The 14922-nt window shown below is 69.9% G+C and carries 15 protein-coding genes; 4 read left to right on the top strand and 11 right to left on the bottom strand.

Features of this window, described 5'->3' with window-relative positions:
• Window positions 1-14: 14 nt before the first annotated feature.
• The 4 genes from DEJ49_RS25475 to DEJ49_RS25460 all read right to left on the bottom strand — a co-directional run bounded on the left by DEJ49_RS25475 (window position 15) and on the right by DEJ49_RS25460 (window position 4126).
• Window positions 15-1109 carry an alpha/beta hydrolase gene (locus tag DEJ49_RS25475; RefSeq protein WP_317850466.1) on the bottom strand — a complete coding sequence of 365 codons (1095 nt, stop codon included), beginning with the start codon at window positions 1107-1109 and terminating at the stop codon, window positions 15-17.
• Window positions 1110-1405: 296 nt separating this feature from the next.
• A complete protein-coding gene (locus tag DEJ49_RS25470) occupies window positions 1406-3106 on the bottom strand; it encodes a methylmalonyl-CoA mutase (protein WP_150186270.1) in 1701 nt (566 codons plus the stop codon).
• Between the two features lie 84 nt (window positions 3107-3190).
• Window positions 3191-3523, bottom strand: a complete 333-nt coding sequence (locus DEJ49_RS25465) for a DUF3817 domain-containing protein (RefSeq protein ID WP_150186269.1) — start codon at window positions 3521-3523, stop codon at window positions 3191-3193.
• A gap of 93 nt (window positions 3524-3616) precedes the next feature.
• Complete coding sequence (locus DEJ49_RS25460) at window positions 3617-4126, bottom strand: MarR family winged helix-turn-helix transcriptional regulator (protein WP_055564582.1); 510 nt, start codon at window positions 4124-4126, stop codon at window positions 3617-3619.
• Window positions 4127-4276: 150 nt separating this feature from the next.
• On the opposite strand from DEJ49_RS25460, the gene DEJ49_RS25455 reads away from it, so the two are divergent.
• Window positions 4277-5302: a glycoside hydrolase family 6 protein gene (locus tag DEJ49_RS25455; protein WP_150186268.1), complete on the top strand. Its 1026-nt coding sequence runs from the start codon at window positions 4277-4279 to the stop codon at window positions 5300-5302.
• Window positions 5303-5356: 54 nt separating this feature from the next.
• On the opposite strand, the gene DEJ49_RS25450 is transcribed toward DEJ49_RS25455, so the two are convergent.
• The 7 genes from DEJ49_RS25450 to DEJ49_RS25420 form a co-directional block, all read right to left on the bottom strand.
• Complete coding sequence (locus DEJ49_RS25450) at window positions 5357-7324, bottom strand: kelch motif-containing protein (protein ID WP_150188466.1); 1968 nt, start codon at window positions 7322-7324, stop codon at window positions 5357-5359.
• A gap of 12 nt (window positions 7325-7336) precedes the next feature.
• Window positions 7337-9184, bottom strand: coding sequence for a glycosyltransferase family 2 protein (locus DEJ49_RS25445; protein ID WP_223832991.1), 1848 nt, complete (start codon window positions 9182-9184; stop codon window positions 7337-7339).
• Window positions 9185-9720: 536 nt separating this feature from the next.
• Complete coding sequence (locus tag DEJ49_RS25440; RefSeq protein WP_150186267.1) at window positions 9721-10371, bottom strand: TetR/AcrR family transcriptional regulator; 651 nt, start codon at window positions 10369-10371, stop codon at window positions 9721-9723.
• A complete protein-coding gene (locus tag DEJ49_RS25435; RefSeq protein WP_150188464.1) occupies window positions 10368-11024 on the bottom strand; it encodes a DUF4166 domain-containing protein in 657 nt (218 codons plus the stop codon). The genes DEJ49_RS25440 and DEJ49_RS25435 overlap by 4 nt, the downstream gene beginning before the upstream one ends.
• Window positions 11025-11053: 29 nt before the next feature.
• Window positions 11054-11791: a hypothetical protein gene (locus DEJ49_RS25430; protein WP_150186266.1), complete on the bottom strand. Its 738-nt coding sequence runs from the start codon at window positions 11789-11791 to the stop codon at window positions 11054-11056.
• Window positions 11792-11937: 146 nt separating this feature from the next.
• Window positions 11938-12231 (bottom strand): MTH1187 family thiamine-binding protein, encoded by a 294-nt coding sequence (locus DEJ49_RS25425; protein ID WP_150186265.1) that lies wholly within the window; start codon window positions 12229-12231, stop codon window positions 11938-11940.
• Window positions 12228-12578 (bottom strand): DUF3817 domain-containing protein, encoded by a 351-nt coding sequence (locus tag DEJ49_RS25420; protein WP_150186264.1) that lies wholly within the window; start codon window positions 12576-12578, stop codon window positions 12228-12230. The genes DEJ49_RS25425 and DEJ49_RS25420 overlap by 4 nt, the downstream gene beginning before the upstream one ends.
• 167 nt (window positions 12579-12745) lie before the next feature.
• Between DEJ49_RS25420 and DEJ49_RS25415 the strand changes: the two genes are divergently transcribed.
• From DEJ49_RS25415 to DEJ49_RS25405, 3 genes are read left to right on the top strand one after another with little or no spacing between them, the layout of a single operon-like run.
• Complete coding sequence (locus DEJ49_RS25415) at window positions 12746-13384, top strand: AIM24 family protein (protein WP_150186263.1); 639 nt, start codon at window positions 12746-12748, stop codon at window positions 13382-13384.
• Between the two features lies 1 nt (window position 13385).
• The gene (locus DEJ49_RS25410; RefSeq protein WP_150186262.1) at window positions 13386-14036 is read left to right on the top strand and encodes an AIM24 family protein; all 651 of its coding nucleotides are present in this window, start codon (window positions 13386-13388) and stop codon (window positions 14034-14036) included.
• A gap of 56 nt (window positions 14037-14092) precedes the next feature.
• Window positions 14093-14848, top strand: coding sequence for an AIM24 family protein (locus DEJ49_RS25405; RefSeq protein WP_150188463.1), 756 nt, complete (start codon window positions 14093-14095; stop codon window positions 14846-14848).
• Window positions 14849-14922 lie beyond the last annotated feature (74 nt).

The following is a 14922-nucleotide window of genomic DNA, read 5'->3' as shown; positions in this document are numbered from 1 at the left end:
GGCCCGGGGACGGTCTACTCGCCCTTCTCCCAGGCGCAGCTGCCGAGGGTGGCCTTGCCCTTGGCGACGAGGCGGTCGGCCTCGCGGGCGACGAGTACGCGGGTGTGGTCGCCCTTGCAGACCACGGTGCGGTCGCCGTGCCCGGCGAGGTCGACGAGGATCTGGTCCCAGTGGCGGTACTGCACGTCGTGCCCGGAGTCGGCGTACGAGCGCACCTTCGCGGTGCCGGGCAGCTCCCGCTGCCACGTCTTCAGCGTCGCGGGCGGCACGGTGGTGTCCTTCTTGCCGCCGTAGAGGTAGACGGGGGCGTCGAGCTTCGACAGGTCGGGGCCGGGGCGCCCGCAGTAGAGCCTCTGCTCGTGGACCTGGGGCGCGGGGTCGGCCTGCTGGCCGCGCTGGTTGTACGTGCGCGCCCCTTCCTCGTACGCCGTGTCGGCGAAGCCGGGAATGGACTTGACGGGGCTGTCGTCGGGGAAGGCCCACCACGTGCGGGGGTCCTTGATCTGGTCCTTGACGGCGTCGGAGAGCGCGTCGTCCGAGAGACCGCAGTACTCGGGCTTGGCGCCGTACGGGGGCAGGGCGGCGGCGAGGTGCAGCTGCGAGACGCGCTCGGGGGCGCGGGCGGCGAGCTCGGCGGCGTAGGGGCCGCCGCCGGATATCGCGACGACGGACACGTCGTCGACACCGAGCTTGTCGAGAACTTCGAGGGCGTCCTTCGCGAAGTCCCCCTTGCCGAGCTCCTCATCGAACTCGGTGTCACCGAAACCGTTCCGCTCCACGGAGATGAGGCGCAGGCCCAGGTCCTCGCGGGTGGTGCGGAAGAAGTCCGTCATGTGCGAGGCGCGGGCGCTGGTGCCGGTGCCGCCGATGAAGAGGACGGGCTTGCCGTCCTTCTCGCCGGTGTCGGAGTAGTGGGCGGTCCGCCCGTCGGAGAGCTTCGCGGCGCGTACCTCGGGGCCGAGGGAGTCGAAGTCGTCCTGCACCTTGGGCTCGGGCGGCGGGCTCGCGCTCACTTCCCCGGAGCCGCCCACGAGCAGCGCGCCGAGGACGGTGCAGGTGGCGGCACCGATGGCGAGGGCGGCGGTGCGGGCGTGACCGGTCGAGCTCACGGGTTCTCCTGGGGCGGGGGGTCGCTGGCCGGCCTGCGCCTGCCCAGGCCCCTGGGCCCTAAACCCACAAATTCCAGCCCCGCGCCCGGCGGGCACCGCCCTGGGCACCCGCCTCGCACCTGCCTGCGGCCCGGTGGGGGCGGGCCGCGCAGTTCCCCGCGCCCCTGACGGGGCACGCCTTCGACGAGCCCGCCCCGGGTAGCTCAGGGGCGCGGGGAACTGCGCGAGCAACCCCCACCGGCCTGCAGAAAACAGCGCTCAGGGCAGCCCCCCCCCCAGGGGCGCGGGGAACCGGGCTAGAAGCCCGGGGGCTCCACGTATACGCCCCACTCATCCCGAAGCACCCCGCAGATCTCCCCGAGCGTCGCCTCCGCCCGAACCGCCTCCAGCATGGGCGCGATCATGTTCGAGCCATCGCGCGCCGCCGCGAGCATCGCGTCCAGGGAGGAGCGGACCCGCGCGTCGTCACGACGCGCCTTCCGCCCACCCAGCTCACGCACCTGCTCCCGCTCCACCTCATGGCTGACCCGCAGGATCTCCAGGTCACCCGTGACGGAGCCTTCGAGGCAGTTGACGCCGACGACCCGCTTGTCGCCCTTCTCCAGGGACCGCTGGTACTGGAACGCGGACTCGGCGATCTCGCCGGTGAACCAGCCGTCCTCGATGCCACGGAGAATGCCCGAGGTGATCGGGCCGATGGGGTGCTGCCCGTCCGGGCAGGCCCTCCGCCCCCGCTCCTTGATCTGCTCGAAGATCTTCTCCGCGTCGGCCTCGATGCGGTCGGTGAGCTGCTCGATGTACCAGGAGCCGCCCAGCGGGTCGGCGACGTTCGCGACCCCCGTCTCCTCCATGAGCACCTGCTGCGTACGGAGCGCGATCTCCGCCGCCTGCTCGCTGGGCAGCGCGAGCGTCTCGTCCAGCGCGTTGGTGTGGAGGGAGTTCGTGCCGCCGAGGACGGCCGCCAGGGCCTCCACCGCCGTACGGACCACGTTGTTGTACGGCTGCTGGGCTGTCAGCGAGACACCCGCCGTCTGCGTGTGGAAGCGGAGCCACTGCGCCTTGTCGGTCTGCGCGCCGTACTCGTCCCGCAGCCACCGCGCCCAGATGCGCCGCGCCGCCCGGAACTTCGCGATCTCCTCGAAGAAGTCGACGTGCGCGTCGAAGAAGAAGGAGAGGCCGGGGGCGAAGACGTCGACGTCGAGCCCGCGGCTGAGGCCCAGCTCCACGTACCCGAAGCCGTCCGCGAGCGTGTACGCCAGCTCCTGCGCGGCCGTCGCCCCGGCCTCGCGGATGTGGTAGCCGGAGACGGAGAGCGGCTTGTACGCGGGGATGTCGCGCGCGCAGTGCTCCATCAGGTCGCCGATGAGGCGCAGGTGCGGCTCGGGCTGGAAGAGCCACTCCTTCTGCGCGATGTACTCCTTGAAGATGTCCGTCTGGAGCGTGCCGTTGAGGACGCCCGGGTCGACGCCCTGGCGCTCGGCGGCGACCAGGTACATGCAGAAGACGGGCACGGCGGGGCCGCTGATGGTCATCGACGTCGTCACGTCGCCGAGCGGGATGTCCTTGAAGAGGACCTCCATGTCGGCGGCGGAGTCGATGGCGACACCGCAGTGGCCGACCTCGCCCAGCGAGCGCGGGTCGTCGGAGTCGCGGCCCATGAGGGTCGGCATGTCGAAGGCGACGGAGAGGCCGCCGCCTCCGTTGGCGAGGATCATCTTGTAGCGCTCGTTCGTCTGCTCGGCGTTGCCGAAGCCCGCGAACTGGCGGATGGTCCAGGTCCGGCCGCGGTACCCGGTCGGGTAGAGCCCGCGCGTGAAGGGGTACTCCCCCGGCCAGCCGATCCGCTCGAACCCGTCGTACGTGTCGCCGGGCCGCGGCCCGTAGACGGGGTCGACCGGGTCCCCGGAGAGCGTGGTGAAGTCCGCGTCGCGCTTGCGGGCCTTGTCGTAACGGGCCTGCCAGCGCCGGCGGCCTTCCTCGATCGCGTCAGCGTCCATACCTTCGAATTTACTAGGACGTCCTAGTAAAAGTCGATGGCCAACCGCCGTACGTTCCCGTACGGCGGGGAAGTGTTACGCGCGTTACGCCTTCGCGATGACCGGCGAGCCGTTGTCGACCAGCGGCTGGACCTCACGGACGACCTTGCGCTCCACGAAGAACGCGGCGGTCGGAATCGTGCCCGAGACCAGCACCCACAGCAGCTTCCCGAACGGCCACTTCGCCTTGGAGCCCAGGTCGAAGGCGAAGATCAGGTAGATGATGTAGAGGACTCCGTGGACCTGGGAGACCACCAGGGTCAGCCCCTCGCCCTTCTCGAAGCCGTACTTCGCCACCATGCAGGCGCACAGGATGAGGAGCATGACGGCGGTGACGTAAGCCATCACCCGGTAGCGGGTCAGCACGCTGGATTTCATGGCTACGAGCGTAACCGCCTGATTTGCGCGATCTTCGCCGCCCCCGCCCGACCGGAACGAGCCGGTCCCGCCCCGGGCACCGCCCCCCGGGCCCTACTTCTCCTCGAAGTCCTCCGCCGCCACCCGCAGCGGCCTGAGCATCGCGAAGATCTCCCCGCACTCCTCCGCGTCGTACACCCCGAGCCCGAAGTCCATCGCCATCAGCTCGCGCGTCGCCGCCTCGACGACCTCGCGGCCCTTCTCCGTGATGGAGGCGAGTGTGCCGCGGCCGTCGTTGGGGTTCGGGCGCTTGTCGACCAGGCCGGACTTGACCAGCCGGTCCACCGTGTTCGTGACCGACGTCGGGTGCACCATGAGCCGCTCGCCGATCTTCGACATCGGCAACTCGCCGGCCTGCGAGAAGGTGAGCAGCACCAGCGCCTCGTAGCGCGCGAAGGTCAGTCCGTACGGCTTCACGACCGCGTCGACCTCGGCGAGCAGGATCTGGTGCGCCCGCATGATCGAGGTGATCGCGCCCATGGCCGGGACCGATCCCCAGCGCTGCTTCCAGAGCTCGTCGGCGCGGGCGATGGGATCGAAGGGGAGGCTGAGCGGCTTCGGCACGCCATCGACCTTACCGGTCGGTCACATGCTGGTCAGCCCCGTCTCGCAATTCGGTCGACCGCACCTCCGCCAAGGGAGGCGTCCTTTATGTAACGATTGTCGCCCTGACTGCCCGTCACCGTCACCGTCACCACCGCCCAAGGGGGCTGGATGCACCGGCTGCTCCGTACGTTCACGGCACTGGCGGCGTTCGCCGCCCTCGGGCTCCCGGCGGGCTGCTCCTCCGACTCCGCGTCAGGCGCGAAGGAGGAGGCCACCGTGCGCGAGGCCGCCACCGGGTCCGCGGGGCCGCCGGAGAGCGCCTTCTGGGTCGACCCGGACAGCCCCGCCGCACGCCAGGTCGAGCAGTGGCGGCAGCAGGGCCGCACGCGTGACGCCGAGGCCCTGCGGCGCATCTCCGAGCAGCCCATGGCCGTGTGGCCCGCGGGCGACGACCCGGCGCCCGACATCGCGCAGGCCACGCGGGGCGCGGCGAAGGAGAACCGCACCGCCGTGCTCGTCGCGTACAACATCCCGCACCGCGACTGCGGCCAGCACTCCGCGGGCGGCGCGGGCAGCGCGGACCAGTACCGGAGCTGGGTGGACACGTTCGCCGGCGCGATCGGCGACGCGCCCGCGCTGGTCGTCCTCGAACCCGACGCGATCCCGCACATCGTGGACGGCTGCACCCCGGCCGAGTACCACGAGGACCGCTACCAGCTGCTTTCCGAGGCGATCCAGCGGCTGAAGCGGCAGCCGGAGGTCAAGGTGTACCTCGACGCGGGGAACCCCGGCTGGATCTCCGAGCCCGGCAAGCTCACCGAGCCTCTGCAGAAGGCGGGCGTCGCGCAGGCCGACGGCTTCTCCCTGAACGTCTCCAACTTCCAGAGCGACGGGACGATCAAGGCGTACGGCCGCACGCTGTCGGCCGCGGTCGGCGGCAAGCACTTCGTCATGGACACCAGCCGCAACGGCAGGGGCCCGCTGGCGGGTGACCGCCAGGACGCCTGGTGCAACCCGCCGGGACGTGGCCTCGGCACGCCGCCGACCGACCGCACGGGCGACCCGCTGGTCGACGCCGTGCTGTGGATCAAGCGGCCCGGCGACTCGGACGGACCGTGCCGGGGCGGCCCGGCGGCGGGCCAGTGGTGGCCGGACTACGCGCTGGGCCTCGCGCGCAACGCGAAGGCCGCCTGAGCATTCCGCTCCGCTCGGGCGGCCCAGCGGTCGGCCCTCCGGCCGACGGTCCGGTCATCGCTCCGTGCCGACGTGGATCCACTTCGCCTCGGACGACGTGCCGTCCTTGTCCGTCACGAACAGCATGTACCAGCCCGGCGGTACGAGCGCCGCGTCCTCACGCGGCACGTCCACCGTCACCGTGCCCTGGCCCTTGCTGACCCCCAGCGCGATCGACCGCTGCTCGACGTCCGTCGTGTGCGTCACCGCGCTCGGCCGCATCAGACGGGCCGACGCGATGGTCTCGGGGCGGTCGATCCGGAACGTCGCGCGGCCGTCGGCCGCCAGCTCCTCGGGGCCCTCGCCGAGCACCGGGCGCGTCTCGCCGCCCCGGTGCAGCGACGGCGGCGTGAAGATCTCCATGCGCTGCTCGAAGTGGCCGAGCTTGGTGTTCTGCTCGTTGTCGTAGAGCGGGTCGGAGCCGAACGTGGCGACCCGGCCGTCGGGCAGCAGCAGCGCCTCGGAGTGGTAGTTGCGGCCGACCTCCGGCGCCGCGGCCTCCTGGAAGGCGTTGGTCCTGGGATCGTAGAACTGCGCCTTGTGGATGTTGCTCGCGCTGCGTCCGCGGTAGTCCGACGCGCCGTTCGTCGTGAACACGGAGTCGTTCGGCATGAGGACGCTGTTCAGATAGCGCGTGCCCTGCGGGAGCTGCGGCCCGGTCTTGAAGGACGGGTTGTCCTCCTTCAAGTCGATGACGGCCGTCCGTCGGGTCGCCTTCTCCGACTCGCCCACTCCCCCGCCACCGAGGATCATCACCTTCTGGTCCTGGGCGGGCGGCAGCAGCACGGACGCCGACGTCTCGGTCTGGTCGAGGTCCTCCAGACCGGGGACCTTCTCGAACTTGTTCGTGTCGAGGTCCCACAGACCCGGTTCACGGCCCTTCTCCGCGGGTCCGTAACCGGCGTTCGACGCGGGGTAGAAGAGCTTGCCACCCTTGGTGAGGAAGAGCGCGGGGTACGTCGGGAAGTACCGCTTGGGCCCGTCCGTCCACTTCTTCGTCTTCGGGTCGTAGATCTCGTTGTCGCCCGGGTCGACGACACCCACGTCGTCGAGTCCGGAGACCGCGAGCACCTTGCCGTCCTCCAGACCGACGAGCGTCGGATACCAGCGGGCCTTCTCCATCGGCTCCACGGGAATGTACTTCTCGGCCTTCGGGTCGAACTCGTACGCCGCCTTGATCCCCTGGAAGTCCTGCTTCTCCATGTCGATCTTCTCGGCGATGCCGTACGTGTTGTCGGCCTCCTCACCGGTCAGTCCCTCGATCTCGTACTGCGCGGACTTCTCGGTGACCGACTGCTCGCCGTCCTGGACCGCCTCGACGAAGACCCGCGCCTCGCTCGCCTTGACCTTGGTCTTCCAGGGCTGCATCACGCCGGACTTGGAGTAGGTGATCTCGAAGTCGCGCTTGGCCTTCGGCACTTCGACATCGAATTTGCTGACGTACTCGACGCCCGATGGCGACCGGAACTTCGTGCCCTTCTTCAGGACCACGGGTTTGTCGGGGTTCTCGTTCTTGACCCGCATACCGCCACCGGCCCGCTCGACCTCACCGTCGAGCAGCTCGTAACGGGCGGTGCCGCCGGCCACCAGAAGCCGTCCGTCGGGAAGTTGCGCGTGCCCGGAGCAGAAGAAGTCCTCGGGCGTCGGAATCTTCTTGAACGTGTCGTTCTTCGGATCCCACAGCACGGTGTCGAAGGACCCCGCGTCGAACTTCTTCTGTTCGTTGCCCGACCCCGCGACGATCAGCACCTTGCCCGTGTGGAGCAGCGCGGCGTGAATGGCGTTGGTGCGGAACTCCTCCGGAATGCTGACCTGTTTCCAGGAGCCGTACTTCTTCTTGTAGCCGGGCTGGGCGATCTTGTAGGCGTAGTACTTCTCCTCGGCGAAGGAGAGCGCGGCGGGCGCGTTCAGTCCGACGAGCAGGGCGCCCGCGCCGACTCCGAGGAGCGTCTTCCTGGTGCGCTTGGAAGGCCGGTAGGCCATGGGGGCCATGAATCAATTCCCTCCTGTCGACGTGCCGGTGGCGAACGCGGGCTCCGGCTCGCCTTCGGGGGCGGCCTCGCCGCGCAGGGCGGCCCGCTGCGTCTGCGTCTGCGTCTGCGTGTGCGGGTGCGGCTGGGCCCGGCGCTCCCTGACGAGGCCGTACGCCCAGATGGTCACCGGTGCCAGGGAGATGACCATGGCGAGGACGGCCCAGGTGCGCATCGCCACGTGGGTGTGGCCGAGGACGAACGACGCGGTCAGCGAACTCACGAGCACGAAGGCCCAGAACAGGTGGATCCGGAAGGTGAGGAGCCGGTCCGGGCTGGCGTCGCCGCCCTTCGGGGTGACGACGAAGCGGCTGGGCCTGCGCACGACGGCGGCGCCGAGCGACTTGGCGTAGATGGGCGCGGAGAGCGCGGACATCGCCATTCCGGCGAGCCCGCCGGACCCCTGGGGCTCGTGCGGGGACACGTTGTGCCGGCGATTCCACAGATAGAGCCCGATCTGCAGGGCGGCCGCGTCGCTGTAGAGCATCAGCCAGACGGAGGCGGCGACCTGCGTCCCGGAGGCCCCGAACCACAGGAACAGCACACAACTCAGAATCCCGAGCAGCCAGTTCACAGCGGTCATGGGGTAGTACACGAGCATCAGGGAGTACGAGAAGAGCCGTCCGGGCGGCATCGTGAACGGTGCCTTCCAGTACTGCTTGAACAGCGTCTCGTACGTGCCGCGCGACCACCGCATCTGCTGCGTGAAGAAGTCCGTCCAGGAAGCGGGCCCTTCCCCCACGGCCAGCACGTCGGGGGTATACACCGACCGCCAGTGCTTCTTCGTGACCGGATTGCGGCGCCGGTGCAGTTCGAAGCCGGTGGCCATGTCCTCGGTGATCGAGTCGTAGAGCCCGCCGATCTGCGTGAGCGCGCTGATCCGCACGACGTTGTTCGTACCCACGAACATCGGGGCGCGGTAGCGGTTGCCCGCGCGCTGGATCAGCGCGTGGAAGAGGAACTGCTGCGACTCCGCGGCCTTGGTGACGGGTGCGGTGTAATTCCCGTACACCTGCGGTCCTACGACGAAGGCGACATCCGGGTCCCGGAAGTACCCCATCATCCGCTCCAGGAAATTCGGGAGCGGTACGTGGTCCGTGTCGACGGAGGCGAAGAAGTCGTACTCCGCGTGGTGCAGGGCCAGCCAGGCGTTGTAGTTGCCGTGCTTGGTACGCGCCTTGTGGGCCCCCTTCTTCCGATTCCACTCGGGCACTCCCTTACGCGTGAAGTGCCGCACGCCGAGCTCTTCGCAGAGTGCCTTGGCCTCGGGATCGTCCCCTTCGTCGAGGAGCCATACGTCGAGGGGCCCGGTGTGGTGTATCCGAACCGCACCTTCGAGCGTGGCCCGCACCATACTGAGGGGTTCCTTGCCGGGAACGTACGTGGTCAGGAACGCGACGCGCGTGCCTTTCTCCGGCCGTACGGGTATCGGGTCCCTCGCGACCATCGTCGCGTGGGCGATCGATACGACGTTGACGAGCATGAAGAGCTCGATCAGTCCGATCGCCACGAGCATCGTGATGTCGAGCCCGATCAGCCAGCGGTCGCCGCCCTCGCGTTCGGTCCAGTGGGTGGGCCACACGAGGTAGACGAGCAGGAGTCCCGTGAGGACGGGGGCGAGGCTCATGAGCAGGACGGCGCGTATTCGGTGCGGTTCGCCGGAGAGCAGCGAGCGGTACTGCACGCGATACGTGCCCTTGCCGCCTCCGTCTTCGCCGTCCGGCTCGGTGAGCGGGCCGGCGAGCGTGCTGTGGGTCTCGTAGTCGTAGCCCTCCGGCTGCCGCACAGCGCCCTCCAGGTTCTGGTGGTCCAAGTTCCGCCGATACCCTCACAAAAGTGGACTTCCCCGGGCGTGTCGAACGGGGTTCCCCCGTGCGAGCGGTTTTACGGTGGACGGTTTGGGTGGGGTTGCGGTGGGGGGTGGGGTGTGTCGGGGGTCGGTGGGTGGTGCGGGTGCGCGGAGGGGGCGGGTGCGCGGAGGGTGCGGGTGCGCTGGGGCTGGGGCGCCCAGGGCCCGTCTGTGGGTGCGGGGCCGCGGGGGTATGTGCGTACTCGCCATCCCTGCGCCACGCGGAATGCGCCCGACCGTCGTGGTGGGCTCGGTGCTCCGTGCGCACATACCCCCACGTCCCCTCCGGCCCGCTCGCGCCTGCGGCCCGGAGGGGGGAGGGCCCTCACCACTCCACTCGGCGGATCCTCCCCACCCAGCCACCCGCCCCTACTCCCGCTCGACGTTGCGGGGTGAACGGGTGGGTGGGTGGGGAGGATCCGCCGCGCAGCGGCGGGGTCGGTGCTCCTGGCCCGGCAGGACGTCGCAGAGGTCGGTCCCACCCCGCAGCCACCGCAGGGTTACCGCAGGCGCCGCAGCCGGTGCCGGACCGCCCGCTGGGCCAGCGGCCCGAGGTCCTCGACGGCGGAGACGAGGAGGGAGAGCGACTCCAGGGAGTCGAGCGCCCGCTCGGCCCCCGCCGCGTCCACCCCTTCGTACAGCTCCATGCCCACGAACGACGCCCCCACCGCCCGCGCCAGCCCCACCGCGTCCACGAACTCCCCGAGCGGGGACGCCGAAAGCACCCGCGTCAGGACCTTCTCGATCTCCTCGATCCAGAGGGCGAGCCCCGCCGCCGTGGCCACGGCGAGCCGCGGCTGCGTCTGGGACCCGGCGAGCAGCTGGCCGAGCACGGCGACGTGCCCCGCCTCGCGCTCCTCCTCGTGCATCTCCCGCCCGAAGGCGAGCAGCCCGGCGAGGGAGTCGATCCCGGAGAGACGCTCCCGGTACCGGGAGACCCGCTGCTCCGTCCCGTGCCGGCACGCCGCCGCGAGCAACTCGTCGACGGAACCGAAGTGGTAGAAGACGAGCGCCTGATTGACCCCCGCCGTCGCCGCGATGTTCCGCGCGGACGTCTTGGCGATGCCCTGCTCCGTCAACGTACGCAACGCGCCCTCGAGGAGCTTGGTCCGGGTCTCCAGGCTCTTGGCCGGGTCCTTGGCCGCACTCACGCGCGTGCCTCCTCGCGGACCGGCCGGAGGCCCGGGCGGACTCCGCACGTGCGGACGTCGGTGTACGTCGCCGTGAAGGACCCCTCGTAGCCGAACAGTGGCCCGAAGCGGGGGTTGGTGACGCTGACCTTGATGCGGAAGCGGCCCGCGGCCTCGTCCCAGGATTCGCGGACCTCCGCGTCGCCCCCGATGAGGGAGGGCACGCGGCAGTCGACGGGCCCCTCCCGGAACCGGTGCTCTCCGGAGCGGATGAGGAGCGAGCCGTCGGGCTCCGCACGGAAGTGGAGGTCGCTGGCGAGGTGCTGGTGCGTGCCGAGGTAGTCGAGCACGCGGTCGCCCTTGGGGCTCAGGACCATGTGGGCGTCGAAGCGGCGGGGGCCGCCGGGCAAGTCGAAGGTGCGCACGAAGGTCACCGTCTCACGGCCGTACGTATCGGTGTACGGCACGTTCTCGATGACGAAGGGAACGTTCCTGCCCTGGCGCGGGACGAGGATGTTGCGGGTGCCGCCGAGCGCGAGGAACGGCTTCACGAAGCCGCGCCCGTGCCAGATGCGGTCCATGACGCCCCGCCCCGTACAGGCCTCGCCGCCCGCGAGCCCGACGGAGAAGCGCCGCTGGATCCGCGGGTGCAGGCGGTGGAAGTCGGCTCCCATGACGGTGCGGAAGATCGAAGAGGGCTGCGTCACGAGTACTGCCCCTCGGTCCTGGTGCGCGGAGCGCGCGGCGTCATCGGGCCGAGGCCGGCGAGAATTCGCGGCGCACGCGCGCGTGCCGGCGCCTTGCGCAGGCAGCGGCGGGCGGCCGGAGTCGTGGGCAGCGGCGGCAGCATCAGCATCGTCGCCGCAACCGCCAGAGCCACCATGGGTACGAAGAGGACCGCGGCGGCCACGCACAGCAGGCGAACGGCCAGCTCCACCGCCGCGTGAAGCAGCGCCCGCTCCGGAGTGATCCCCCGCTCCAGCCACAGCCTGAGCCGGTCGAACGACCAGGCGGTCGCCCACCCCATGAGGGGGCGGAAGACCAGCCGGTCGGTGATCCGCCCGAATCGGCCCCAGCGCGGGCGGTAGTCGTACCCGGTGAGGAAGCGGACCCCGTCGCCGTCCTCCGCGGGTACGTAGCGCCAGTAACCGCTGCCCTCTTCGAGGAGGGAGAGCGGGTGCGGGGACGCGAAGCGCAGAGCCGAGGTCCTGGTGCCGTCCGGGCGCCGCTTCTCGCCCGCGGAGACCCCGGTGCCGGCGACGGTCAGGAAGGGCAGCACGCGCGTGGCGTACCGGAAACGCTGCGGCTCGCCCTCCTCGCACGGGAGGTAGTCGATCTCGCCGAACCTGAGGTCCCAGCGCCGATGCTGAGCGGGTTCCTGGGTGTGCGCCCAGAGGTCGTCGAGATCGGCGCGTATGCGCGCCTCGATGTACAGACTCACGGCAAACCCCCACGTCGACGGCTTTTTGAGCGACCGCTCAAAACACAAGGTAGCCCCTGTTTGAGCAGTCGCTCAAGTCGGTGGGCGGAGAAAAGCCCCCGCCCTGTGATGGGCGGGGGCTTTCCGTGCACCTTGAGGCCGGCCGTCTACGCGGACAGGTGCCGCTCCACCGTCTCGACCTTCGACGTGAGACCGTCCGTCACGCCGGGGCGGATGTCCGCCTTCATGACGACCGAGACCCGGGGCGACCGCGCCTCCACGGCGGCGACGGCACGCTTGACGACGTCCATCACCTCGTCCCACTCGCCCTCGACGGACGTGAACATGGCGTCGGTCCGGTTCGGGAGGCCGGACTCGCGGACCACACGGACCGCGTCGGCGACGTACTCGCCGACGTCCTCGCCGACCCCGAGCGGGGTCACGGAGAAGGCGACGATCATGCGTTCACGACGCCTTCCTTGCGGGCGCGCGACGCGATCACCGCGGCCTCGGCCTCACGCTTCAGCTTGCGCTCGGCCATGAAGCCGCCGCCGGGGATGAACGAGAACGCGAAGTACAGCGCGCCGGTCCCGAAGTCCCACTTGGCGCGGTTCCAGGCGTCGAGCCAGAAGACCACGTACAGGACGAAGAGCACGCCGTGGATCGGGCCGAGCACCGGCGCCACGTTGAAGTCCTCGGAGACCGTGTACTTGATGATCGTGCAGACCAACAGCACGATCCAGGAAATGCCCTCGGGCACGGAGACCAGACGGAGGCGGCGGAGTGCGGAAGCGGTTTTGATGTCCACGGGTCACCTTCGGTGGGACGGACGACAGGCAGGGGGCGGGGCTCGGCGGCGCCGATCTTGTGAACGGACGCACAAGCGACCCCCATTGTGACATCGGGGTGTTCTCCGGGTTCGCTCAGGGCCCTTCACCCTGTTCTGGGTGGGTACGCGGCGGCTACCGTCGATTCGTGGCTACGTTCCGGCTCCAAGGGAGCAGAGTGCTCGCCGTCGACATGACGGGCGACGCCGTGAAGGCGAAGAACGGCTCGATGGTGGCGTACGACGGCCAGATGGCCTTCAAGAAGATGACCGGCGGCGGCGAGGGCATCCGGGGCATGGTGACCCGCCGCGTCACCGGCGAGCAGATGACGGTGATGGAGGTGAAGGGGCACGGCACCTGCTGGTTCGCCGACCGCGCCACCGAGATCAATCTGGTGCGGCTGAACGGCGAGAAGCTGTACGTCGAGGCGAGCAACCTGCTCTGCACCGACGCCGGCCTGCGCACCGGCACCAGCTTCACCGGCATGCGCGGCGCGACGCAGGGGAACGGCCTGTTCACGACGACCGTCGAGGGCACCGGCCAGGCGGCGATCGTCTCCGACGGCCCGGCGGTGGCGCTGCGCGTCTCGCGGGAGTATCCGCTGACGGTGGACCCGGGGGCGTACATCGCGCATCAGGGCGATGTGCGGCAGAGCTTCCAGTCCGGGGTCACGTTCCGCACGTTCATGGGCGAGGGCGGTGGCGAGGCCTTCCAGGTCCGCTTCGAGGGCGAGGGGCTGGTCTATGTCCAGCCCAGCGAGCGGGCGACGATCGCGGGGGATGTGTGACATGCCCTTCCGTGAGATCAACTCGAAGATGATCGAGGCCACCGTGCACCCCGGCACCAAGATCTTCAGCCAGCGCGGCGCGATGCTCGCCTATCAGGGGGAGGTCTCCTTCACCCCCAACCTCCAGGGCGGCCAGGGCGGCCTCGCCTCCATGATCGGGCGCCGGGTCGCGGGCGAGGCCACTCCCTTGATGACCGTCGAGGGCAGCGGCACCGTCCTGTTCGGGCACGGCGGGCACCACATCCAGGTGATCGGCCTCTCCGGAGACACGCTGTACGTGGAGGCGGACCGCCTGCTCGCCTTCGACGGCACGCTCCAGCAGGGCACGATGTTCCTGGGCTCCCAGGGCGGCGTGATGGGCATGGTGCGCGGTCAGGTGAGCGGCCAGGGCCTGTTCACCACGACCCTGAAGGGCCACGGCGCGGTCGCCGTCATGGCGCACGGCGGCGTCATCGAGGTGCCGATCACCCCGCAGCGCCCGGTGCACGTGGACCCGCAGGCATATGTCGCGCACCACGGCGACGTGCGCAACAAGCTGTCCACGGCGCTCGGCTGGCGCGACATGGTGGGCCGCGGCTCCGGTGAGGCCTTCCAGCTGGAGCTGTCGGGGACCGGCGCGGTGTACGTCCAGGCTTCGGAGGAGAAGCTGTGAACCCCAACGTCCCCAACGTCTCGACGCCCGCGGGCGCGCCCCCCGTCTTCGACCCGATGACGCTGCCGAGCGACGACAGCGTGAATCCATACACCTTCTGCGTGGAGCTCAAGGGGAACCAGTGGTTCCTGCAGAAGGGGAAGATGATCGCCTACTACGGGCGGATCGAGTTCAACGGCATCGGGCACGGCCGCCTGGACCGTCTGGTCCGGACCAGCTTTCATTCGCCGCTGCACGCGAGCGACTGGGTCGTGGCGGACGGCCAGGGCAAGATGCTCCTCGCCGACCGGGCCTTCGACGTGAATTCGTACGATCTCGAAGAGGGCAACCTGACCATTCGCTCCGGCAACCTCCTCGCTTTTCAGCCAACTCTCGCGCTGAAGCAGTCGATCGTTCCGGGCTTTCTGACCCTCATCGGCACGGGCAAGTTCGTCGCCGCGTCGAACGGCCCCGTGGTCTTCATGGAGCCTCCGATTCGCGTGGATCCACAGGCACTCGTGGGGTGGGCGGACTGCCCGTCACCCTGCCATCACTACGACCACGGGTACCTCACGGGCGTGATCGGAGGCGTGCGGGCACTGACCGGCATCGGCGGGACGTCCGGCGAGGAGCACCAGTTCGAGTTCGTGGGCGCCGGCACGGTCCTGCTCCAGTCCAGCGAGGCGCTGATGCCCGAACGGGCATCGGGAGAGGTGCCTCATCAGGGGGGCGTACCAGGCGGACGGGGCACTCCGGGCCAACCGGGTCAGCAGCCGGGTGCACCGCGCCTTCCCGGACAACTGGGGGACCTCCAGCGTCGCTTCGGGCTGTGAGCGGTAGTCTGCGGAGTGTGACGGCGAACGCCTGTGCCCCTCCTGGAGGCAGGTGGTGCGAGGCGTGTCACATC

Source organism: Streptomyces venezuelae, assembly GCF_008642335.1.
Lineage (GTDB): Bacteria > Actinomycetota > Actinomycetes > Streptomycetales > Streptomycetaceae > Streptomyces > Streptomyces venezuelae_F.
Note: the sequence above shows the minus strand (reverse complement) of the source record. Positions and strands in the feature narration are given on the sequence as shown.

Excerpts from the sequence above, each read along its gene's own strand:
- DEJ49_RS25470 (WP_150186270.1), bottom strand. The coding sequence starts at position 3,106 with ATGGACGCTGACGCGATCGAGGAAGGCCGCCGGCGCTGGCAGGCCCGT.
- DEJ49_RS25465 (WP_150186269.1), bottom strand. The coding sequence starts at position 3,523 with ATGAAATCCAGCGTGCTGACCCGCTACCGGGTGATGGCTTACGTCACC.
- DEJ49_RS25455 (WP_150186268.1), top strand. The coding sequence starts at position 4,277 with ATGCACCGGCTGCTCCGTACGTTCACGGCACTGGCGGCGTTCGCCGCC.
- DEJ49_RS25450 (WP_150188466.1), bottom strand. The coding sequence starts at position 7,324 with ATGGCCTACCGGCCTTCCAAGCGCACCAGGAAGACGCTCCTCGGAGTC.
- DEJ49_RS25435 (WP_150188464.1), bottom strand. The coding sequence starts at position 11,024 with ATGGGAGCCGACTTCCACCGCCTGCACCCGCGGATCCAGCGGCGCTTC.
- DEJ49_RS25425 (WP_150186265.1), bottom strand. The coding sequence starts at position 12,231 with ATGATCGTCGCCTTCTCCGTGACCCCGCTCGGGGTCGGCGAGGACGTC.
- DEJ49_RS25410 (WP_150186262.1), top strand. The coding sequence starts at position 13,386 with ATGCCCTTCCGTGAGATCAACTCGAAGATGATCGAGGCCACCGTGCAC.
- DEJ49_RS25405 (WP_150188463.1), top strand. The coding sequence starts at position 14,093 with ATGACGCTGCCGAGCGACGACAGCGTGAATCCATACACCTTCTGCGTG.